The sequence below is a fragment of the Methylobacterium sp. WSM2598 genome (genome assembly GCF_000379105.1).
GTDB lineage: Bacteria > Pseudomonadota > Alphaproteobacteria > Rhizobiales > Beijerinckiaceae > Methylobacterium.
The window spans coordinates 1,315,965-1,336,265 of the sequence record NZ_KB900609.1; the positions used below are offsets into that span (position 1 = coordinate 1,315,965).

Below are 20,301 nucleotides of genomic sequence, written 5' to 3' on the forward strand. Positions count from 1 at the left end.
GTCGGGTGCCAAAACCGCGGAGTCCCATGTACGGGATTTTTGTCAAACCGGCGCGGAGCGAAGTACGGGACTTTTGTCAGGGCGCCCGGCCGCCGCGGCCTCTGGGCCGCCGCGGCCGTGGCGGGGATCGCGGCGGCCGCGGCCCGTCAGGGCGTCTCGTCCGGGCCGTCGTGATGGTCCGGGTCGTCGGGCAGGCAGACCCGGCCGGTGCAGACCACGACCACGCGATCGGGCGACGGCCCGAGGCAGGCCACGTCGTAGACCGTCATCGCACCCTCGCGGAGGGTGACGGCGACGGCGCGCGGGATGCAACGGGCCAGCTGCAGGGCCTGCTTGAGCTGGGACCGGGGCTCGGCCAGGGCGGTGGCGGCCGGCGCCGCGGCGGCGAGGAGGGCGGCGGCCCAGGGGACGGCCCCCAAGCGAACGGCCAGCAAGGGGACGGCCGCCAAGGGGACGGCGGTCAGGGCGACGGCGGCCAGGGTGACGACCGCCCGCGCCCCCGCGCGGCCGCTACTTCGTCTCATAGCGGGCCTGGAGGGCGTGGCCGTGGATCCTGGTCGACAGCACCACCTTGCCGGCGGCGAGCGGGGCGGCGAGGGTGCCGACGAGCCTGTTCGGCGCCGCCGGGGTGAGGGCGACGGTCTCGGTCCGGCCGCCGCTCTGCACGAAGGCGCGGGCGCTCAGGCCCTTGGTGTCGACGGGTTTGCCGTCCTCCCCGAGGAGGTGGAAGGTCAGCGCCGTGCCGGCGGCGACCATCTCGATCGGGTGGCCGTCCGCGACGGAGACCTGGCCGCCGTTCGGGCCGGCCTCCTGGGCGCGCGCGGCGGTGAGCGGCGCGAGCGCGGCACCGCCGAGCGCGAGGGCGAGCAGGGTGGCGAGGGTGGGGGCGAGGGCGGGGGTACGCATGGTCGTGGCTCCTCGAAGGGGGGTCGGAGGGGGGAGGGGGGTCAGAACGCCTCGACCGGCGCCCCGGCGCCGGAGGTGGGGTTGCTGTCCCGGGCGGCGATCAGCCGTTCCAGGGACTTGCGGCCGTAGCGGAGGAACAGGACCGGGGTCAGCACCGTGTCGAGGAGGGTCGCGCTGATCAGGCCGCCGAAGATGGTCACGGCGACCGGGTGCAGGATCTCCTTGCCCGGGGCATCGGCGCCGGTGAGCAGCGGCACCAGGGCGACGCCGGCCGACAGGGCGGTCATCAGCACCGGCGTCAGTCGCTCCAGGCTGCCCCGGATCACCAGGTCGGGCCCGAATGCCAGCCCCTCGTGCAGGGCGAGGTTCAGGTAATGGCTGATCTTCAGGATGCCGTTGCGGGTGGCGATGCCGGTGAGGGTGATGAAGCCGATCATCGACGCCACGCTGAGCGGCTGACCGGACAGCCAGAGCGCCGCGACCGAGCCGATCAGGGCGAGCGGGATGCTGCCGAGGATGATCAGCGTGAAGACCGCCGAGCGGTAGCGGCTGTACAGGATCGCGTAGATCAGCCCCAGGGAGAGCAGCGAGAGCGCGCCGATCGTGCGGCTGGCCTCGGCCTGGGCCTGGAACGACCCTTCCAGGCTCGCCGCGTAGCCCTCGGGCCAGTTCGCCGCCGCGACCTGCGCCCGGATCCCCGCGACGATCGCGGCCATGTCGGTCTTGCCGTCGGTGTTGGCGAAAACCGCGATGCGCCGGCGGGCATTCTCGCGCAGGATCTGGTTGGGACCGTCGGTCTCGCGGATGTCGGCGATCTGACGGGCCGGCACCCAGCCGGACGGCGTCTCGACCAGGAGGTCGCCGAGGCTCTGGGTGGTGCGCATGCTGTCGGGCAGGCGCATGACGACGTCGAAGCGCCGGTAGCCGTCGACCACCCGCGAGACCACGCTGCCGTTCGACAATTTGCTGAGCTGCGCCACGAAGGCCGCCGGCTGCACCCCGTAGAGGGCGGCGCGCCCGTAATCGACGCGGATCTCCAGTTGCGGGATCAGCACCTGCTTCTCGACCTGCAGGTCGGCGATGCCCGGGATGCCGGCCATCCGGCCCCGCAGCTCCTCCGCGAGGCGGCGCAGCGTGTCGAGGTCGTCGCCGACGATCTTGAGGGCGATCTCGGCGCGCACCCCGGAGAGCATGTGGTCGAGCCGGTGCGAGATCGGCTGGCCGACATTGACGCTCACCGGCAGCGCGGCCAGCCGGTCGCGGATCTCGGCGACGAGCTCGGTCTTGGGGCGGGCGCCCGGCTTCAGGGCGATCTCCAGGTCGGAGGAATGGACGCCCTCGGCATGCTCGTCGAGCTCCGCGCGGCCGGTGCGCCGCCCGACCGCGCGCACGTCCCGCATCTCCATCAGCAGGCGCTCGGCGATCAGGCCGACCCGGTTGCTCTCGGCCAGCGAGATGCCCGGGTTGAAGGTCATGTTGACGGTGAACGACCCCTCGTTGAAGGGCGGCAGGAAGGCCCGGGGCAGGAACGAGGCGGCAACGGCCGCGGCGAGCACCCCGGTCGCGGCGAGGCCCATCACCAGCCGTTGACGGCCGAAGGCGCCGCGCAGCAGCGCCCGGTTGCCGCGCTTGAGCAGGCGCACGAGGCCGCTCTCGTGCTCGTCGAGCCGCTTGAGGCCGGGCAGCAGGTAGTAGGCCATCACCGGGGTCAGGGTGATCGACACCGCCAGGCTGGCGAGGATCGAGACGATGTAGGCCTGCCCGAGCGGGGCGAAGAGCCGGCCCTCGATGCCCGACAGGGCGAAGAGCGGCACGAAGACCAGCACGATGACCATGGTGGCGTAGACGATGCCCGAGCGGACCTCCTGCGAGGCCGAGACCACCACGTCGAACACCGAGCGCGGATTGCCCTGCTCGCGGTTCTCGCGCAGGCGTCGGAAGATGTTCTCGACGTCCACCACCGCGTCGTCCACGAGTTCGCCGATCGCGATGGCGAGGCCGCCCAGCGTCATCGTGTTGATCGACAGGCCGAGCTGGTGGAAGACGATCGCCGTCACCAGGATCGAGACCGGGATGGCGGTGAGCGAGATCAGCGTGGTGCGCAGGTTGAGCAGGAACGCGAACAGCACCACGGCCACCACCGCGATCGCCTCCAGCAGCACCTTCTCGACGTTGCCGATCGAGGTCTCGATGAAGTCGGACTGGCGGAAGATCAGCTGCTCGGCCCGCACGCCCTTCGGCAGGCCGGGGGCGAGTTCGGCGAGGGCCGCCTGGACGGTCTCGGTGAGGCGCACGGTGTCGACGCCGGGCTGCTTCTCGACCGAGACGATCACCGCCGGCCGGCCCATGAAGCCCGCGTCGCCGCGCTTGGTCCGCGCGGCGAAGGACACTTCGGCGACTTGGCGCAGGAAGACCGGGCGGGTGCCGTTCGTCGCCACCACGAGGCTGCGCAGGTCGTCCAGGCTGGTGGTCCGCCCGATGTTGCGGATCAGGTACTCGCGGGCGTTCTGGTCGGTGAAGCCGCCGCCGGCATTGCTGCCGAACTGGGCGAGCGCCCGCTCGACCTGCTCGTAGGTGACGCCGAGCGCCCGCAGGGCGGCCGGGTTCGGCGCCACCCGGAACTGGCGCACCTCGCCGCCCATCGGGATCACCTGGGCGACGCCCGGGACGGTCAGCAGCCGCGGCCGGATCGTGAAGTCGGCGACCTCGCGCAGCTGCATCGGCGCGACCGCGTCGCCGGTCACCGCGACCATCAGGATCTGGCCCATGATCGAGGAGATCGGGCCGATCGAGGGCGCGACGGTGTCGGGCAGCTGGGGCCGGACCATCGCCAGCCGCTCGGCGACCTGCTGGCGGTTGCGGTAGATGTCGGTGCCCCAGTCGAACTCGACGTAGGTCACCGACAGGCCGACGCCGGAGACCGAGCGCACCCGGCTCACGCCCGGCAGGCCGTTCATCTGCGTCTCGATCGGGAAGGTGACGAGTTGCTCGACCTCCTGGGGCGCCAAGCCCTCGGACTCGGTCATGATCGTGACGGTCGGCCGGTTGAGGTCCGGAAACACGTCGACCGGCAGCTTGGTGACGGTGAGGCCGCCGTAGATCACCAGCACGACGGCGAGCGCGAGGACGAGCAGGCGGTTCTGCAGCGAGGCGGAGACGAGGAAGGTGAACATCGCGGGCCTGCCCTCAGCGAACCTGGTTGAGCAGTTCGGCGCCCTGCGTCACCACCCGCCGTCCGGCCGCGAGGCCCGAGAGAACCAGCACGCGCTCGGCGTCCAGGGGCTCGACGCGCACCTCGCGCGGCTCGAAGAGTTCGGGCTTGGTGTGCTCGTAGACGAGGCTCTGGCCGTTGGCGCCGCGCACCACGCTGGCCCGCGGCAGGGCCAAGCCCTCCTGCGGGGTCGAGATGCTGGCGAGCACGGTCACGAACTGCCCGGTGCGCAGGTCGCCGTTGCCCTCCGCCACGGCGAACTGGACGGGCACGGCCTGGTTGCGATCCGCGAGGCCCGCGCCCCGATAGGCGAGGGCCAGGGTGCGGCCGTCGGCGAGGCGCGCGGAGGCGGTCTGGGCCGGGGAGAGCGCGTCGAAGCTCAGCGCCTCGACCCACAGGCGCAGCGGATCGACGATCAGGAAGACCTGGGCGCCCGGGCTCGCCATCTGGCCGGCCACGGCATTCGCCTCCGCGACCACGCCGTCGACCGGCGCGACCAGCGCCTCGGGCTGCTGGCGCACCCGGTCGAGCGCCGCCCGGCGGTCCTTCAGGCCGCGCAGCTCGTCCAGGGCCTCCTCCAGCTGCACCTGGGCGACGGCGCCGCTGACGGTGAGCCGCTGGTAGCGCTCGACGCGGCGCTGGACGATCGCGATCTGCTGGTCGAGTTCGCCCTGGCGCTGGCGCATGTCGGAGACGTCGATCTGCTGCAGCGGCGGCGTCACGGTGGCGAGGACGTCGTCCTTGCGCACCGGCGTGCCCAGCCGCGGGAAGCCGCCGGGGGGCGGCGCGAGGCGCCCGCCGACCGCCGACTGGACCACCCCGCTGGCATTCGGGTCCGGGATGACCCGGCCGGGCAGTTCGACGGTGCGCGGCAGGCGCGCCGTGGCGGTGATCGCGGTGCGGATCGACAGGATCCGCTGGGTCGGCTTGGGTACGAACACGCTGCCATCCGCCTGGCGCCGGGCGAGGTCGCGCCCGCCCGGCGCCGCGAGGGCGGCGCTCTCGTCGCCGTGGCCCTCGTGCGCGCGCGCGGCGCCGGGGGAGAGCAGGGCGGCGGCGCCCGCCAGCACCAGGATGGCCGGGATCGCCGGCCGGCGCCCGCGGATCAGCAGGACGGTGAGGCCGCCGAGCACGAAGCCCCCGCCGCCGATGAGCAGCGCGACCGGGTCGCGCTGGACGAGGTGCTGGCGCAGGTCGTGCGCCACGTCGAGGGCCGCGGCCCAGGCGGCCGCCCGGCTCGCCGCCTTGCCCGGCTCGGGGGCGGCCGGCGGGTGAACGTCCAGCGCCACCGGGAACACCTCGGAGGCCCCGTCGGCCTCGACGGTGAACACGACCTCGTACTCGCCCGGCGCCTCGCTCCAGGCGGCGTCGAGCCGGAAACTGCCGTCCGGCTGCGGGGCGGCGGTGGCCGGTCCGGCCGGGGTCTCGGCCTGGATGACGGCGTTCGTCACCGGCTCGTTCGTGGCCGCGCGGTCGAGATAGACCGCGAGGACGCCCTGCCGGGCGACCGCGACGAGCTCGAACCGCTCGGAGCTGGAATGGCCGCGCGGCGCCTGGGTGGCCGCCGCCGGGGGCTCGCTGCCGTGATCGTGGCCCTCGTGGGCCGGGGCGCCGCCGGCGCACAGGGCGAGGGCCGCGAGGCCGAGGGCCGCGGCAAACAGGGTACGCATGGGAGGATCGGTCCTTCGTCGTGGAACTCGGGCCAGCCGCCGGCACGACGGCGTGGCGTCACGCGCCCGCGGGCGCGCCGGTCACGCGAGGGATCGGGGGGGACGGGGCAGGGCTTCCGACAGGGCGTCGGGACGGGGCCGCTCGCCGGGCGGCCTCAGCGGGCGGGCCGCGCGGGCGGCCCGGACCGGAACCCCGGCCGGGCTGGCCAGGGCGGCGCAGCAGGTGCTGCCGCAGCAGCAGACCGGGTGGGCCGTGCCGGCATCGGTGCTGCCGGCCTCGCCGTGATGGTCGCCGCCGAGGCGGATCGCGGCATCCCGGATCGCCGCCGCCGGCGCGGCGGACGCGGCCATGCGCGCGCCCTCGTGGCCATGCGCGGACCGGGCATGGGCGGCCGACGACGCGAGGCCGGCCGCGATCAGCGCGATCGCCACCAAGACCTGCAGGAAGGACCGCACCCGGAGCATGCCGAAATCGTAGCACGCCGGATGACGCTGGGACAAGACGGCCCGGCGCGACGCGGCGCCCGCGGCTCCTCCGCGCTCCCCGCCCGGGGATGCCCGCCCGGGCGCATCCGGCAGGGCCGCGGGATCAGTCGCGGGCGGGGGCGGCCTCGCGGGCGGGGGACTCGCGGGCGGGGGACTCGCGGCCGGAGGACTCGGCGCCCTCGCGGCGGGCGGCGCGGCGGCGCATCCGCAGCACCGTCGAGCGCTCGCTCTTCTCCAGGATCAGGTCGTAATCGGGCAGCGGGCTCAGCTGCGCGTCCTGGACGATGTCCTCGACGGCTTGGCGGAACTTGTGCGGCGGCAGCTTCGAGCCGGAGCGCTTGTGCAGCTCGGGCAGGGAGTAGCGGGCCTCGGTCTCGCCCGCCGCCTTGCGCGCCAGCCGGTAGATGAACTTCGCGATCGGCCGGTTGATCAGGAAGTAGTCGGCGTTGAGGGTGAGGATCGTCGGCTTGCCGTCCGGCTTGACGATGCCCTCGTAGACCCAGTTCGGGATCTCGATCTCGATCTGGTCGATCCGGTCCTGGACGGTGCGGCTCACCACCTTGTAGCGGCCGATGAGCGGGAAGGACTGGGTCTCGCGGCGCTTGCCGCCATGCAGGTTGGTGATCTTGACGCGGGTGGCCTGAAGCCGGTCGAGCGCGCGTTCGAGGTCGATGTACTGCTTGCCGCCGAGGTCGCGGCGGCAGAATTTCAGGATCTCGGCGGCGGCCGGGCGGTAGACCCGGCCCGGCAGGCTCGGGCGGCGGCCCTTCGCCTCCTCGATCCGGTAGACCCGCACCGCCTCGGCGAGGTGCGAGATCATGTTGATGACGATGTCGTAATCGTAGGCGGTGGCGAGCCCGACCTCGGCGCCGCCCTCGATCGTGATGATGGCGTCCTTGAGCTCGTAGCGGATGATGCCCTCGCCCGCGGTCTTCGACAGGGCGAAGGGCGCGACGTCCATCAGGTTCATGTCGTCCTTGATGGGGGCGTCGAACACCGCCGGCACCCAGAACATCAGCTGGGCGTCGGTGTCGGGGGGCGGCCGGGTGATCCGCCGCGCCTCCGGGCCGGCGGTCTTGCGGGGGCTCGGCAGCTCGTGCTCGATGACCTTCTGCACCTCGTCGGCGCGGATCGCCTCGGCCATCCGGTCGAGGGCGTGGCGCATGCCCTCGTCCTCGATCTCCTCCCGCTTCAGGTCCGCGAAGGAGCGGCGCATGTAGAAGCGCCGCAGGCGCGACAGCGCGTCCTTGGACAGCGGCACGTGCTCCTCGCCGCGCACCTTCATGACGCGCTCGGCCACGTCCTGCAGGTAGGCGTTCTTCTCGTGGAGCGAGAGCGCCGCGAAATCCTCGCGGCTCTTCAGGTGAAGGCGGACCCTGGCCATGCCGGGAGCCTACTCCGCCCGGCCTTACCAGGCACTGCACGATCCACAGAAAACTGCGCCTTCGGGGTCAGGCGCGGTAGGACGGCTCCTCCGCGTCGAGCTGGCGGCGCAGGCTCGCGAGGTGCAGGCGCGCCGATTCCGGGTCGCCCTCGCGCATCTGGCGCGCCGCCGCCGCGGCGACCACCGGATCGACCGGGCGCACGGGCCGCCCGGTGGCGAGGGCGAGGCACTGCACCTCGCAGGCGCGCTCCAGGTAATAGAGGTCGTCGAAGGCCTCCGCGATGCTGGGCCCGAGCACCATGACGCCGTGATGCCTCATGAACAGGATGTCGGCGCCGCCCACCGAGGCGGCGATGCGGTCGCCCTCGCGGGCGTCGAGGGCGAGCCCGTTATAGTCCCGGTCGACCGCGACGCGGCCGTAGAACTTGAGGGCGGTCTGGCCGGCGAAGAGGAGCGGCTCGCCCTCCGTCATGCTGAGCGCCGTCGCGTAGGGCATGTGGGTGTGGAAGGCGGCCCGCGCCCGTGGCAGCGCCCGGTGCAGGCGGGCGTGGATGTAGAAGGCGGTGGCTTCCGGCCGGCCGTCCCCGGCGATCACGTTCCCGTCGAAGTCGCAGACGAGGAGGTGCGAGGCCGTCAGCTCGCGGAAGGCGTAGCCGTAGGGATTGACCAGGAAGAGGTCGTCGTGGCCGGGCACCAGCGCCGAGAAATGGTTGCAGATCCCCTCCTCGAAGCCGTAGCGGGCCGCCATCCGGAAGCAGGCGGCGAGGTCCCGGCGCGCCTCCCGCACCGCTTCGGCGTCGAGATCCGGCCCGTTCGTCCCGCCGCGGGCCGTTCCGGAATGCGTGAAGGCGTGGGCCATGGCGTCCTCCCCTGCTGGCGCGCGCCGCGCGCTGCTGGTGCGCCGCGCGCGGCCCCGCCGTCATGGCCGATCGGGGGCACCGCGTACAGGCGCCGGGGCGTCATCATCCGGCCGCGGTTCGGGCGCTATCGGCGCGGTTCCGGTCATGATCCGAGAGGTCAGATGCTGATCCGCACCGTCGCGCTCCTCGCATTCCTCGCCGTCCCCGCCCTCGCGCAGCAGGATTACGCCCGCCCCGACCTGGTCCGAGGCCTGTGCCAGAAGGATGGCTGCGACGAATTCAGCGTCGTCAAGGCCGAGCCGGTGACGCGCAGCGCCGAGGGCGTGCTCAACCGGACGCGGGTCAAGACCTTCCACGCGAGCGCCCAGGGCCGCAGCGAGGGGCCGGAGGAGAACGGCTACGTCTTCTGCTCGCCGACCCGGCCCGCCATCCTCTCCGAGCAGGACGGCCGCACCGTCGCGCTGATGATCGCGCCCTTCGCGGGCGCGGATTCCCGCGAGACGGTGCGGCGGAACGCGAATTTCGTCGCCCTCTACTTCTCGATCTGCCACGGGACCGAGGCCGGCAAGGCGGCGGTGCGGGACCTGCGCGGCACGGCGCAATCCCTCGGCTACAGGGTCGAGGCGCCGCAATCGCGCTTCGTCCAGCTCAAGCGCGCCGAGGACATTCTGCGCCGCGACTGATCCGGGATCCGCTTGATCGACGCGGATCCCGGATCACGAGCCCGCGCGGCGCCTGAGCGCGGCGCCTGAGCGAAGCCGACATCCGCATGGCCGAAATCGGAGATGGCGAAGCCATCAACCGGATGTCGGATGACGCGCCGCCCGGCGCACCGGTTGCGGCGCGATCCTCCAGCTCGGCCGCCCCGTCCCCCACTCTTACGCCGAAAGACCTATGCCGCCTCCGGCTGCCGGATCGGCTCGTCCCTGTGCTAACCAAGATCAGACGGGGGCCGAGAGGGTGAGCACGACAGTCGCGTCATTGTCCGGAGACCGCGTGGCGGGGCGGCGGCCACGGCCCTTGTCTTACTCCATCGTGGCCCTGACGCTCGTGCTGCTGATCCCGAGCGTCGCGATCTCGGGCCTGCTGGCATGGCGCTGGGTCGCGGCCGAGCAGCAGCGCCTGGAGAGCGCCACGGTCGCGATCAACGCCTACGCGGTCGCGCAGGTCGACCGCTTCCTGTCCGGGCAGATCGCGATGCTGCAGGCGCTGGCGACCTCGCCCGCCCTCGACACCGGCGACCTCGCGCGCTTCGATGCGCAGGCGCGCGAACTCGTGACCCTGCAGGGCGTCAACATCATCCTGCGCGGCCGCGACGGCCAGCAGCTGATCAACACGCGCCTGCCCTACGGCACGGCGCTGCCGAACCTGCTGCGCGACATCGACCGGAACGTGCTCGAATCGGGCAAGCCCACCGTCTCGGACCTGTTCGTCGGGGCGGTCTCCGGCGAGCCCATGATCCGCGTCGGCGTCCCGGTGACCCGCGGCGGGCGGATCGCCTACCTGCTGAGCGCGAGCTACAGCGCCGCGCTGTTCGGCCAGCTCCTCGCCGATGCGGGCGTCGCCGCCCCGTATTCCGGCTCGATCACGGACCGCACCGGCACCATCATCGGGCGGTCGGTCGACAGCGCCAACGCCACCGGCAGGCCGCTCCCGGGCTTCGCCGCCGTGAAGGGCCAGCGGGGCACGTGGTCGGGGCGCAACCTGCTCGGGGTTCCGGTCTTCGCCACCTACCAGCGCTCCGGCGTGGCGGGCTGGCTCGTCAGCATCGGCATCGAGCGCTCGGCCCTCCAGGAGCCGCTCACCGATTCGCTCTCCGTGCTGGTCCCGATCATCGCGGCGCTGATGTTCGTCGCCCTCGTCGCCTCGGCCATGGTGGGCCGGCGCATCGTGGCGGCCCAGCATCGCCTGGCGGAGGCGGCGCGGGCCCTCGGGTCCGGGGAGGCGATCCCCGTCCCGCGCTCCTCCTTCAGCGAGGTCGACGAGGTCGGCGCGGCCCTCGCCGTCGCCTCCGCGCGCCTGCGCGACCAGGCGGATGCCCTGCGCGCCATCAACCGCGACCTCGAACAGATGGTGGAGCGCCGCACCCGGGAGGTGGCCGCCCAGCAGGCTCTGCTCAGCACCACCCTCGACGCCATGGACCAGGGCCTCGTCATGATCGACGGCCGCGGCACCGTCGCGGTGGCCAACCGGCGCGCGGCGGAACTCCTCGGCCTCGCCTCCGACGCGCTGGTGGGCGCGCCGCACGCCCGCGTGCCGGACCTCCTGCGGGCCGCCTGGAGCGAGGCGGAGCCGGGCGGGGCGCATGCCGGCCCGGCGCCCCTCGCGGAGCGCACCCTCCCGGACGGCAGGGTGCTGGAGATCCGCAGCACCTGGCTCCCCGAGGGCGGCGTGGTCTGCACCTGCACGGACGTGACCGCCCGGCGCAGCGCCGAGGCCGCCCTGCACGAGAAGACCGCCCTCCTCGACGCCACCCTGGCGCATATGGACCAGGGCGTGCTGGTGATCGACCAGGACGGCATCGTCCAGCTGTGCAACGAGCGCGCCCTGGCGCTCCTCGACCTCCCGGCGGCCTTCGCCACCGAGAAGCCGAGCTTCGCGGCCCTGGTCGCCTACCAGCAGCGCACCGGCGAGTTCAGCGGGGCCACCGAGGATCACGACCCCTGGCTCAAGCTCAAGGGGGACCTGCTCGGCGCCCCGAAGGTCTACGAGCGCTCCCGCCCGAACGGGACGGTGATCGAGGTGCGCACCGTGCGCCTCGCCTCGGGCGGCGCCATCCGCACCTTCTCGGACGTCACCGCCCACCGGCAGCGCGAGCGCGCCATCGGCCTCAGCGAGGCGCGCTACCGCGCCCTCGCCGAGGCCCTGCCGCAGCTCGTCTGGACGGTGCGGCCCGACACCCGCGAGGCCCTCTACCGCAACGCCCAGTTCGACCGCTATTACGGACCGATCTCGAACGCCGTCGCCGACCGGCTCGCCCACAACCACCCGGCCGACAGCGCCCGCATGGCCGAGGCCTGGGCGCGGGCCGAGCGGGCGAGCGAGCCCCTCACGGTCGAGGGCCGCCTGCGCCGCCACGACGGCGTCTACCGCTGGCACCGGCTGGTGATGGTGCCGCTCCTGACCCAGGGCGTCATCACCGAGTGGCTCGGCACCGCCCTCGACATCGACGACATCATCACGGCCCAGGAGCAGGTCCGCCAGTCCAAGGACCTGCTGCAGCTCGCCCAGACGGCGGCCGGCGCCGGCGTCTGGGAATGGGACATGCAGGCGGGCCTCGTGCTGCTGTCGCGCGTCAGCGCCCGCCGCTACGGGCTGGAGGTGGACGCGGCCGACGCGGTCGTCACGCTCACCTCGCAGGAATGGACCCGGCTCCTCCATCCCGAGGATGCCGGGAGGGTCTGGGAGGCCGTGCACGAGGCGGTCGCGACCCGGCAGAACTACGCGGTGACCTTCCGGCCCGCCGCGCGCGGCGGCGGCGGCGCGGTCGAGTGCTGGATCGAGGGCCACGGGCGGATCATGCGCAACGGCAGCGGCGCCCCGGTCCGGATCGTCGGCCTCGACTTCGACGTCACCCCGCGCATGCGGGCCGAGCGGGCCCTGAAACAGGCGACGCGGCTCGCCGAGCAGGCGCGCGAGGAGGCGGAGGCGGCCAGCACCGCCAAGTCCGAGTTCCTCGCCATGATGAGCCACGAGATCCGCACGCCCCTGCACGGCATCCTGGGCTACGCGGACCTGCTCACCGAGTGCGGGCTCCTCGCGGCCGAGCAGCAGCGGCAGGTCGAGCACATCCGCACGGCCGGGCGGGCGCTGCTCGCGGTGGTGAACGACGTCCTCGACTTCTCGGCCATCGAGGCGGGCCGGGTCGCCCTCGATCCGCGGCCCTTCGCGCTGCGCGCCCTGATCGGCGAGGTGGTGGCGATCGTGCGCGAGCCGGCCGAGCGCAAGGGCCTGACGCTCGCCGCCGAGATCGACCCGGCCGTGCCGGACTGGCTGGTCGGGGACCAGGGCCGCGTCCGCCAGGTGCTCCTCAACCTCGCGGCCAATGCCCAGAAATTCTGCCACGCCGGCTCGGTGACGCTCTCGGTCGCGCCGGACCGGATCGCCGCGGAGGCGCTGACGGTGCGCTTCGCGGTGCGCGACACCGGGGTCGGGATCGAGGAGGACAAGCTCGGGCGCCTCTTCCAGCGCTTCAGCCAGGCGGACGGCTCGATCCGGCGCGAATTCGGGGGGACGGGCCTCGGCCTCGCGATCTCGAAGGCGCTCGTCGAGGCGATGGGCGGGCGGATCGGCGTCGAGAGCGTGCCGGGCCGCGGGTCGACCTTCTGGTTCACGCTGCGGCTCCTGCGCGCCGCGCCGCCCCTGCCGCTCGCTCCGGAGCGCGACCCGAAGCTGGCCCGGCCCGCCCGCATCCTCCTGGCGGACGACAGCGACATCAACCGCGACATCGCCAGCCGCGTGCTGGAGGCGGCCGGGCACGCGGTGGTGGCGGTGCCCCACGGCGAGGCCGCGGTCGAGGCCACGGCGGCCGGCGGCTTCGACATCGTGCTGATGGACGTGCAGATGCCGGTGGTCGACGGCCTGACCGCGACGCGGCGCATCCGCACGCTGAGCGGGGCGGCGGGCCGGCTGCCGATCATCGCCATGACGGCGAACGTGCTGCCCTCGCAGATCGCGGAGTTCCGGGCCGCCGGGATGGACGATCACATCGGCAAGCCGTTCCGGCAGAAGGACCTTCTCGCCGTGGTGCAGCGCTGGACCGGGGCGGGGGGCGCCTCCCCGGAGCCGGTCTCCGCCGGCGAGGCCGGGCGGCTCGGTCCCGACGCGCTGCGGGCCCTGCGGGCGCGGCTGGCGGCGGACCTGCGCTCGCGGTTCTCGCCGGACCTCGCCCATGACCGACTGGCCCGGGAGGCGCACGAGATCGTCTCGCTCGCGGGCCTGCTCGGCTTCCCGGCGCTCGCCGAGGTCTGCCGCGAAGTCGAGCGCGCCTGCGACGCGCGCCGGGACCTCGACGACGTCCTGGCGCGGCTGATGCAGGCGCGCGACGCCACCCTGGCGGAGATCGAGCGGGCCCAGGTCGCCTGAGCTTAAGTCGCCTGAGCTCAGGTCGCCTGAGCCTAGGCCGCCTGAGCCCGCCTCGGCCGGGCCTCAGCCGAGGGCCTCCGCGAACAGGCGCCGGAACTCCTCCGCGCCGAGCGGGCGGCCGTTCGTCGCCGTCGAGTGGTCCGCCACCGCCCAGGGCAGCACCGCCTCGCATTCCTGCGCGGTCACGCCCATCGCCGCGAGGCTGGCGGGCAGGCCGAGTTCGGCGTTGAGCGCCGCGATCGCGGCGGCGAGGTCGGCCTGCGGCGGGAGACCCATGGCCTCCCGCAGGGCCGCGAATTTCTCGCCGCAGGCGGGGGCGTTGAAGCGCAGGACGTGCGGCAGGAGCACGGCGTTCAGGGTGCCGTGGTGGAGGGGCCGGGCCTGCCGGCCGCCGAGGGCGTGCGACATGGAATGGACCGCGCCGAGCCCCTTCTGGAAGGTCATGCCGCCCTCGAGGGCGGCCATCATCATGTCCTCGCGGGCCTCGACGTCGCTGCCGTCCCGCACGGCCCGGGGCAGGGCGCGCATCGCCCGCCGCAGCCCGTCGAGGGCGATCGCCTCGGCGGGCGGGTTGTGGCGCGGGCTCAGGAAGGTCTCGATGCAGTGCGTCAGCGCGTCCATGCCGGTCGCCGCGGTGAGGCGCGGGGGCAGGCCGACGGTGAGGTCGGGGTCGCAGATCGCGACGTTCGGGATCAGGAACGGGGAGATGAAGCCGAGCTTGCGGCCGTCCGCCAGGGTGAGGAGGGCGGCGCGGCCGACCTCGCTGCCGGTCCCGGCCGTCGTCGGCACCGCCACGACCGGGGGCTGGTCGGCCCGGATCCGGGGGATGCCGCCGAGCACCGCCGCGTACTGGCCGAGCGGCTCCGCGTGGGTGGCGAGGAGCGCGACGCCCTTGGCGAGGTCGAGGGGCGAGCCGCCGCCCACCGCCACGACGCTGTCGCAATCGCGGGCGCGCAGCAGGTCGCGGGCGGCCAGCACCGCCGCCTCGGTCGGGTTCTCGGGCGTGCCGTCGAAGACCGGCGCGTCGGCGAGCGCCCTGCTCGCCGCGGCGAGGCGCCCGATCAGCCCCGTCGCGACGAGCCCGCGATCGGTCACCACGAGCGGCCGCCTCGCCCCGAGGAGCGCCAGCTCCTCGTCGATCAGGCGGATCGCGCCGCGCTCGAACTGGATGCGGGTGAGATAGGTGATCAGGCCCATGCGGCGATGCTCCTCCCGGCCGGCGTCCGGCGCCGGCTCCCGACCGGGTTAGCATCCCGCGGCGGCGCCGTCGCCGGCCCGGGCGCGAGCGTCGGCTTGCGCGGCCCGTGCGGGCCGGGCCGGGACCGACGGCGGCGCGGCCCTTGGCCGCCGTTGGCGGGATCGGCCCCGCGCGGGCGGCGCTCCGGCCCGCGGCGCCGGGCTCCCCGGGCGCCTTGTCGCTCCCGCGTGCCCGTGCAAGGTTGCCCGGCCGCGAGGCGACGATGCCGTGAGCGGGCCGGTCTCCCGGCGGCCCGCCGGGCGAGGGCCCGCCGGAGGACCGGCCCGGCCCGAGCCGCCGGCAGGAAGGTGTGCGGGACGTGACGCACGTGGTTGTGATCGGGGCCGGGATCATCGGCCTCGCGGCGGCCCACCACCTCCGCCGGGAGGGGTTCGCCGTGACGCTGATCGACCGCGACCCCGAGGGGGACCGGGCCTCGCACGGGAATGCGGGCGTGATCGCGGTGACCGAGATCGTCCCGGCCTCGGGGCCCGGCGTCGCGTGGCGGGTCCCCGGCTGGCTCCTCGACCCGCTCGGCCCCCTGGCCCTGCGCCCCGCCCACGCCCCGCGCCTGATCCCCTGGCTGATCCGCTTCGTCCGGGCCGGGCGCCCGCGGGAGGTCGCGCGGATCGCCGCGGCCCTCGCGGCCCTGAACGCGCGCACCTACGACGACCTGCTGCCCATGCTCGCCGCGTCCGGCCTCGCGGGCGAATTGCGCCGCACCGGCTCCCTCACGGTCTACGAGAGCGAGGCCGGCTTCGCGCGCGACCGGCCCGAATGGGACCTGCGCCGCCACCACGGCATCGCCTTCGAGGCGATGGGCGGCGACGAGGCCCGGGCGCTGGAGCCCGCCCTCGGCCCGCGCGTGGTGCGGGCGGTGTTCGCGCCCCAATCCGCCCATGTCGGCGACCCGAGGCGGATCGTCGAGGGCCTGCGCGCCGCCCTGCTGCGCGAGGGCGCGGCGATGATCGCCGGCGAGGTGGCCGAACTCGGCGTGCAGGACGCGCGGGCGCTCCGGGTCGGCCTGACGGACGGGCGGCGCATCGTGCCCGACCGGGTGGTGGTGGCGGCGGGCGCGTGGTCCGGGCTGCTGGCGCGCCGCCTGGGCGACCCGGTGCTCCTCGAGAGCGAGCGGGGCTACAACACCACCTTCCCGGATCCCGGCCTCGCGCTCGGCCGCGAGATCGTCTTCGCCGAGCGCAAGTTCGTGGCGACCCCGCTCGCCTGCGGCCTGCGCGTCGGCGGCGCGGCCGAGTTCGGCGGCCTCGGCGCCCCGCCCGATTTCCGGCGCGCGCGGGCGCTGGCGACGCTCGCCCGCCTCTACCTGCCGGGACTGCCCGAGGGGGGCGGTACCGCGTGGGCGGGTCACCGCCCGGCCACCCCGGATTCGCTGCCGGTGATCGGCCCCTCGGCGCGGGACCGGCGAATCGTGTACGCGTTCGGGCACGGCCATCTCGGCCTGACGCAGGCGGCCACCACCGGGCGCCTCGTCGCCGACCTGCTCTGCGAGCGGCCGGCACCGATCGACCTGCGGCCCTACGCGGTCGAGCGCTTCCGATGACCTGAGCCGGACGAGGACGGCCCCGATGGCGCGCCACACCTTCTTCTGCGTCGATGCCCATACCTGCGGCAACCCGGTCCGGGTCGTCACCGGGGGAGGACCGCTCCTCCCGCACGTGCCGATGGCCGAGAAGCGCCAGATCTTCCTCGCCGAGCACGATTGGGTCCGCCGCGCCCTGATGTTCGAGCCGCGCGGCCACGACGTGATGTCGGGCGCGATCCTGTATCCGCCGACCCGGCCGGATTGCGACCTCGGCGTGCTGTTCATCGAGGTGAGCGGCTGCCTGCCGATGTGCGGCCACGGCACCATCGGCACCGTGACGGTGGCGCTGGAGGAGGGACTGGTGGTGCCGCGGGAGGAGGGCCGCCTCGCCATCGAGGCCCCGGCCGGGCGCGTCGCCATCACGTACCGGCGGGAGGGCGCCTTCGTGGAGGAGGTGCGCCTGTTCAACGTCGCGAGCTACCTGCACGCCGCCGATGCCGAGATCGCGGTGCCGGGGCTCGGCCCCCTGCGGGTCGATCTCGCGTATGGCGGCAATTACTACGTCATCGTCGAGCCGCAGGCGACCTGGCCGGGCCTCGACGCGGTGACGCCGAGCGACCTCGTGCGGCTGAGCCCGCTGGTGCGGCAGGCCGCCCAGGCGGCGCTCGCTCCGGTCCATCCCGAGGACGGCCGCATCCGGGGCGCCAGCCACGTGATGTGGTGCGACGCGCCCCGGAACCCGCGCGCCGACGCGCGCAACGCCGTGTTCTACGGCGACAAGGCCCTCGACCGCTCCCCCTGCGGCACCGGCTCCTCGGCGCGCATGGCGCAACTCGCCGCCAAGGGGCGCCTGTCGGTCGGCCAGAGTTTCGTGCACGAGAGCATCATCGGCACGATGTTCGACTGCCGCGTCGAGGCGGCGGCGGAGGTCGGCGGCCGCCCGGCCATCCTGCCGAGCGTCGCCGGCTGGGCGCGCATCATCGGCCACAACACGATCTTCGTCGACGACCGCGATCCCCTGGCCCACGGCTTCCAGCTCGCCTGATCCGGGATCCGCCTGATCGAAGCGGATCCCGTCTCAGCAAGCCTGCGCGGCGCCTGAGCGAAGCCGACATCCGCATGTCGGATGAGGGAGGCTGCGCGGCGCCCGCCCGGCTCAGCGGGAGACCTGCAGGATCGCCTCGACCTCGACCGTCATGCCGTTCGGCAGCGAGCCCATGCCCACGGCCGAGCGGGCGTGGCGGCCGGCCTCGCCGAGCACCGCGACGAACAGGTCCGAGCAGCCGTTGATCACCTTCGGGTGGTCGGCGAAGTCGGGCTCGGCATTGACCATGCCGAGGAGCTTCACCACGGCCGTGACCCGCGACAGGTCTCCGAGGGCCGCCTTGGCGACGGCGAGCAGCTGCAGCCCGGCCAGGCGGGCATCGGCGTAGCCCTCCTCGACGGTGGTGTCGCGGCCGAGCCGGCCCGTGCGGTAGGTGCCGTCGGGCCGCTTCGGCCCCTGGCCGGACAGGTACAGACACTCGCCGACGAGGCGGTAGGGCACGTAGTTCGCCACCGGCACCGGCACCTCCGGCAGGGAGAGGCCGAGGGCGGCGAGCGCGTCTTCGGGGGTCGGCTCTTCTTGGGTCGGCATGGCGGCGTCCGCTGGCGGGTCACGGGAGGCGGCGCCGTCGGGCGCCGCCGCCAGAGAAGGCGAGCCGGACCGGGATGGCAAGGACCTCGCCGCAGACCATTCCGTCGCGCCGATTGACGGCGGCGCCGGGCTTGGGCAGGCATCGCGCGGCGCCGTTCGCGGCCTCGGCGAGGGATTCCCATGCGGCTCTGCGTGTTCTGCGGTTCGAGCGACGGCGCGCTCCCCCTCTATCGCGAGGGCGCCGCGGCGCTCGGGCGGCACCTCGCCCGCAGCGGCGTCGGCCTCGTCTACGGCGGCGGCAAGGTCGGGCTGATGGGGGCGGTGGCGGACGCGATCCTGGAGGAGGGCGGCGAGGCGATCGGCGTGATGCCGCGCGCCCTCGTCGAGAAGGAGATCGGGCATCCGGGCCTCACCACCCTGCACGTCGTCGGCTCGATGCACGAGCGCAAGGCCATGATGGCCGATCTGGCGGACGGGTTCGTGGCCCTGCCCGGCGGCCTCGGCACCTTCGAGGAATTGTTCGAGATCTGGACCTGGGCGCAGCTCGGCTACCATCCCAAGCCCGTCGCGCTCCTCAATGTCGGCGGCTTCTACGACGGGCTGCTCGCCTTCCTCGACCACGTCACCGGGCAGGGCTTCGTGCGGGCGCCGCACCGGGCGATGCTGCTCGCGGGCGACGCCCCGGAGGACCTGCTCGCCCGCATCCGCGCCTACGAGCCCCCGCGCGTGATCAAGTGGGTCTCGGGGTCCGAGCGCTGATCGACCCCGGAGCCGGAATCCCATGGCCCCGCTGCCGCCCCCCGAGGCGCTCACCATCGGCTTCGCGCATCCGGCCTACCGCCTGCACGAGGAATTCGCCGCGCGCGGCCACCCGGCCCGCGCCTTCGCGGTGGAGAGCCGCGCCGCCCTGCGGGCGCGCCTCGCCGAGGCGGACGTGCTGGTCGTGTCCGGCCTCTGGCACGACGACATGATCGCGGCCGCGCCGCGCCTCCGCCTGATCCAGTCGGTCAGCGCCGGCACCGACCAGTTCGACCGCGACCGCCTCGCCGCGGCGGGGATCCGGCTCGCGAGCGCGCAGGGGGCGAATGCCGGCGCGGTGGCCGAGCACGCCATGGCGCTGATCCTGAGCCTGCAGCGCCAGCTCCACCGCGCCCGCGACCACCAGGCGGCCCGGCACTGGCGCCCGATGATCGCCGACCGGGCGGCGCGCGAGGAGGAATCCGCCGGCAGGACCCTGGTGATCGTGGGGCTCGGCGGGATCGGGCGGCGGCTCGCCGGGCTCGCCCGCGCCTTCGGCTTCCGGGTGGTCGGCGTGCGGCGGCAGGCCGTCCCCTGCCCGGAGGCCGACGCGGTGGTGCCGCCCGGCGACCTCCTCGCGGTGCTGCCGCGGGCCGACATCGTCGCGCTGACCTGCCCGCTGACCCGCGAGACCGAGGGCCTGATCGGGAAGGCGGCCCTCGCCGCCCTGAAGCCGGGCGCGCTCCTCGTCAACGTGGCGCGCGGGCGGGTGGTGGACGAGGCCGCCCTGCTGCGGGCGCTGCGGGAGGGGCGGCTCGCGGGGGCGGGCCTCGACTGCTTCCACGACGAGCCCCTGCCGCCCGACTCGCCGTTCTGGGCGCTGCCGCAGGTGATCGTCACGCCCCACAGCGCCGGGGAGACCCGCCACCACGAGACGAGGGTGGTCGACCTCCTCCTCGACAACCTCGCCCGCCTCGGGCGCGGGGAGACCGCGCTGCGCAACGGCGTCGTCTGAGGGGCGGCGCGGTCCCGCCCGGTTGACAGGGGCGGGCGCCGCACCCGAGGCTGGCGCCCCACCGGCCGCGCGAGGTGCAGATGGCGGAGAGTGAGATTTTCGAGAAGGGCCTGGAGGTGCGGCGCGCCGTGCTCGGGGCGGAGTACGTCGACGGCAGCCTCGCCCGGGCCGACGCCTTCATGATGGCCTTCCAGCGCATCACCACCGAGTGGTGCTGGGGCTATGCCTGGACGCGCGAGGGGCTCGACCGGCGCACCCGCAGCATGCTCAACCTCGCCATGCTGACCGCCCTCGGCCGGCCCGCGGAGCTGCGGCTGCACGTGAAGGGCGCCCTGACGAACGGCGTCAGCGCGGAGGAGATCCGCGAGATCCTGCTCCACGCCACCGTCTATTGCGGCATCCCGGCCGGGCTCGACGCCTTCAAGGCCGCCCACGAGGTCCTGAAGGCCGAGGGCGCCCTGCCAGAGGAGGACGCCGCCGGGCCGGCGTGAGATCGCGCCGGACCCGCGCGGGCGGGCGCCGGCGCGGGA

The 20,301-nt window shown here is 74.2% G+C and carries 16 protein-coding genes; 7 read left to right on the top strand and 9 right to left on the bottom strand.

Annotated elements, in window-relative coordinates; translation table 11 throughout:
* Window positions 1–146 precede the first annotated feature (146 nt).
* From MET2598_RS36040 to MET2598_RS0106290, 7 genes are all read right to left on the bottom strand, one after another.
* Window positions 147–524 carry a hypothetical protein gene (locus tag MET2598_RS36040; protein WP_018260247.1) on the bottom strand — a complete coding sequence of 126 codons (378 nt, stop codon included), beginning with the start codon at window positions 522–524 and terminating at the stop codon, window positions 147–149.
* Window positions 511–906, bottom strand: coding sequence for a hypothetical protein (locus MET2598_RS0106265; RefSeq protein ID WP_012333256.1), 396 nt, complete (start codon window positions 904–906; stop codon window positions 511–513). Before MET2598_RS0106265 ends, MET2598_RS36040 begins: the two co-directional genes overlap by 14 nt.
* 41 nt (window positions 907–947) lie before the next feature.
* Window positions 948–4,079: an efflux RND transporter permease subunit gene (locus MET2598_RS0106270; protein ID WP_018260248.1), complete on the bottom strand. Its 3,132-nt coding sequence runs from the start codon at window positions 4,077–4,079 to the stop codon at window positions 948–950.
* 13 nt (window positions 4,080–4,092) lie between these two features.
* Window positions 4,093–5,787, bottom strand: a complete 1,695-nt coding sequence (locus MET2598_RS0106275; protein ID WP_012333254.1) for an efflux RND transporter periplasmic adaptor subunit — start codon at window positions 5,785–5,787, stop codon at window positions 4,093–4,095.
* An 81-nt stretch (window positions 5,788–5,868) separates the two neighbouring features.
* Entirely contained in the window at window positions 5,869–6,252 is a 384-nt protein-coding gene (locus MET2598_RS0106280) for a hypothetical protein (protein ID WP_018260249.1), read from the bottom strand.
* Window positions 6,253–6,376: 124 nt separating this feature from the next.
* Window positions 6,377–7,657 carry a replication initiator protein A gene (locus tag MET2598_RS0106285; RefSeq protein WP_012333253.1) on the bottom strand — a complete coding sequence of 427 codons (1,281 nt, stop codon included), beginning with the start codon at window positions 7,655–7,657 and terminating at the stop codon, window positions 6,377–6,379.
* Between the two features lie 67 nt (window positions 7,658–7,724).
* Window positions 7,725–8,516 carry an aldolase gene (locus MET2598_RS0106290; RefSeq protein ID WP_018260250.1) on the bottom strand — a complete coding sequence of 264 codons (792 nt, stop codon included), beginning with the start codon at window positions 8,514–8,516 and terminating at the stop codon, window positions 7,725–7,727.
* A gap of 162 nt (window positions 8,517–8,678) precedes the next feature.
* Here MET2598_RS0106290 and MET2598_RS0106295 point away from each other — a divergent pair, with 162 nt between their 5' ends.
* Together MET2598_RS0106295 and MET2598_RS0106300 are read left to right on the top strand one after the other, a co-directional pair.
* Complete coding sequence (locus tag MET2598_RS0106295) at window positions 8,679–9,200, top strand: hypothetical protein (RefSeq protein WP_012333251.1); 522 nt, start codon at window positions 8,679–8,681, stop codon at window positions 9,198–9,200.
* 337 nt (window positions 9,201–9,537) lie between these two features.
* Window positions 9,538–13,602 (top strand): PAS-domain containing protein, encoded by a 4,065-nt coding sequence (locus tag MET2598_RS0106300; protein ID WP_018260251.1) that lies wholly within the window; start codon window positions 9,538–9,540, stop codon window positions 13,600–13,602.
* A gap of 63 nt (window positions 13,603–13,665) precedes the next feature.
* On the opposite strand, the gene MET2598_RS0106305 is transcribed toward MET2598_RS0106300, so the two are convergent.
* A complete protein-coding gene (locus MET2598_RS0106305; protein ID WP_018260252.1) occupies window positions 13,666–14,799 on the bottom strand; it encodes an iron-containing alcohol dehydrogenase in 1,134 nt (377 codons plus the stop codon).
* 359 nt (window positions 14,800–15,158) lie between these two features.
* On the opposite strand from MET2598_RS0106305, the gene MET2598_RS0106310 reads away from it, so the two are divergent.
* Together MET2598_RS0106310 and MET2598_RS0106315 are read left to right on the top strand one after the other, a co-directional pair.
* Window positions 15,159–16,400, top strand: a complete 1,242-nt coding sequence (locus MET2598_RS0106310; RefSeq protein WP_026190554.1) for an NAD(P)/FAD-dependent oxidoreductase — start codon at window positions 15,159–15,161, stop codon at window positions 16,398–16,400.
* 25 nt (window positions 16,401–16,425) lie between these two features.
* Window positions 16,426–17,427 (top strand): 4-hydroxyproline epimerase, encoded by a 1,002-nt coding sequence (locus MET2598_RS0106315; protein ID WP_018260254.1) that lies wholly within the window; start codon window positions 16,426–16,428, stop codon window positions 17,425–17,427.
* A 111-nt stretch (window positions 17,428–17,538) separates the two neighbouring features.
* On the opposite strand, the gene MET2598_RS0106320 is transcribed toward MET2598_RS0106315, so the two are convergent.
* Window positions 17,539–18,018 carry a RidA family protein gene (locus tag MET2598_RS0106320; protein WP_018260255.1) on the bottom strand — a complete coding sequence of 160 codons (480 nt, stop codon included), beginning with the start codon at window positions 18,016–18,018 and terminating at the stop codon, window positions 17,539–17,541.
* Window positions 18,019–18,198: 180 nt separating this feature from the next.
* Between MET2598_RS0106320 and MET2598_RS0106325 the strand changes: the two genes are divergently transcribed.
* The 3 genes from MET2598_RS0106325 (at window position 18,199) to MET2598_RS0106335 (ending at window position 20,262) form a co-directional block, all read left to right on the top strand.
* The gene (locus MET2598_RS0106325) at window positions 18,199–18,777 is read left to right on the top strand and encodes a TIGR00730 family Rossman fold protein (protein ID WP_012333245.1); all 579 of its coding nucleotides are present in this window, start codon (window positions 18,199–18,201) and stop codon (window positions 18,775–18,777) included.
* A gap of 22 nt (window positions 18,778–18,799) precedes the next feature.
* Complete coding sequence (locus tag MET2598_RS0106330; RefSeq protein ID WP_012333244.1) at window positions 18,800–19,771, top strand: D-2-hydroxyacid dehydrogenase; 972 nt, start codon at window positions 18,800–18,802, stop codon at window positions 19,769–19,771.
* An 80-nt stretch (window positions 19,772–19,851) separates the two neighbouring features.
* A complete protein-coding gene (locus MET2598_RS0106335) occupies window positions 19,852–20,262 on the top strand; it encodes a carboxymuconolactone decarboxylase family protein (RefSeq protein WP_012333243.1) in 411 nt (136 codons plus the stop codon).
* Window positions 20,263–20,301: the final 39 nt, after the last annotated feature.

Coding starts and splice junctions, on each gene's coding strand:
- MET2598_RS0106270 (WP_018260248.1), bottom strand. CDS start 4,079: ATGTTCACCTTCCTCGTCTCCGCCTCGCTGCAGAACCGCCTGCTCGTC.
- MET2598_RS36040 (WP_018260247.1), bottom strand. CDS start 524: ATGAGACGAAGTAGCGGCCGCGCGGGGGCGCGGGCGGTCGTCACCCTG.
- MET2598_RS0106335 (WP_012333243.1), top strand. CDS start 19,852: ATGGCGGAGAGTGAGATTTTCGAGAAGGGCCTGGAGGTGCGGCGCGCC.
- MET2598_RS0106330 (WP_012333244.1), top strand. CDS start 18,800: ATGGCCCCGCTGCCGCCCCCCGAGGCGCTCACCATCGGCTTCGCGCAT.
- MET2598_RS0106320 (WP_018260255.1), bottom strand. CDS start 18,018: ATGCCGACCCAAGAAGAGCCGACCCCCGAAGACGCGCTCGCCGCCCTC.
- MET2598_RS0106295 (WP_012333251.1), top strand. CDS start 8,679: ATGCTGATCCGCACCGTCGCGCTCCTCGCATTCCTCGCCGTCCCCGCC.
- MET2598_RS0106290 (WP_018260250.1), bottom strand. CDS start 8,516: ATGGCCCACGCCTTCACGCATTCCGGAACGGCCCGCGGCGGGACGAAC.
- MET2598_RS0106285 (WP_012333253.1), bottom strand. CDS start 7,657: ATGGCCAGGGTCCGCCTTCACCTGAAGAGCCGCGAGGATTTCGCGGCG.
- MET2598_RS0106325 (WP_012333245.1), top strand. CDS start 18,199: ATGCGGCTCTGCGTGTTCTGCGGTTCGAGCGACGGCGCGCTCCCCCTC.
- MET2598_RS0106315 (WP_018260254.1), top strand. CDS start 16,426: ATGGCGCGCCACACCTTCTTCTGCGTCGATGCCCATACCTGCGGCAAC.
- MET2598_RS0106280 (WP_018260249.1), bottom strand. CDS start 6,252: ATGCTCCGGGTGCGGTCCTTCCTGCAGGTCTTGGTGGCGATCGCGCTG.
- MET2598_RS0106265 (WP_012333256.1), bottom strand. CDS start 906: ATGCGTACCCCCGCCCTCGCCCCCACCCTCGCCACCCTGCTCGCCCTC.
- MET2598_RS0106275 (WP_012333254.1), bottom strand. CDS start 5,787: ATGCGTACCCTGTTTGCCGCGGCCCTCGGCCTCGCGGCCCTCGCCCTG.
- MET2598_RS0106305 (WP_018260252.1), bottom strand. CDS start 14,799: ATGGGCCTGATCACCTATCTCACCCGCATCCAGTTCGAGCGCGGCGCG.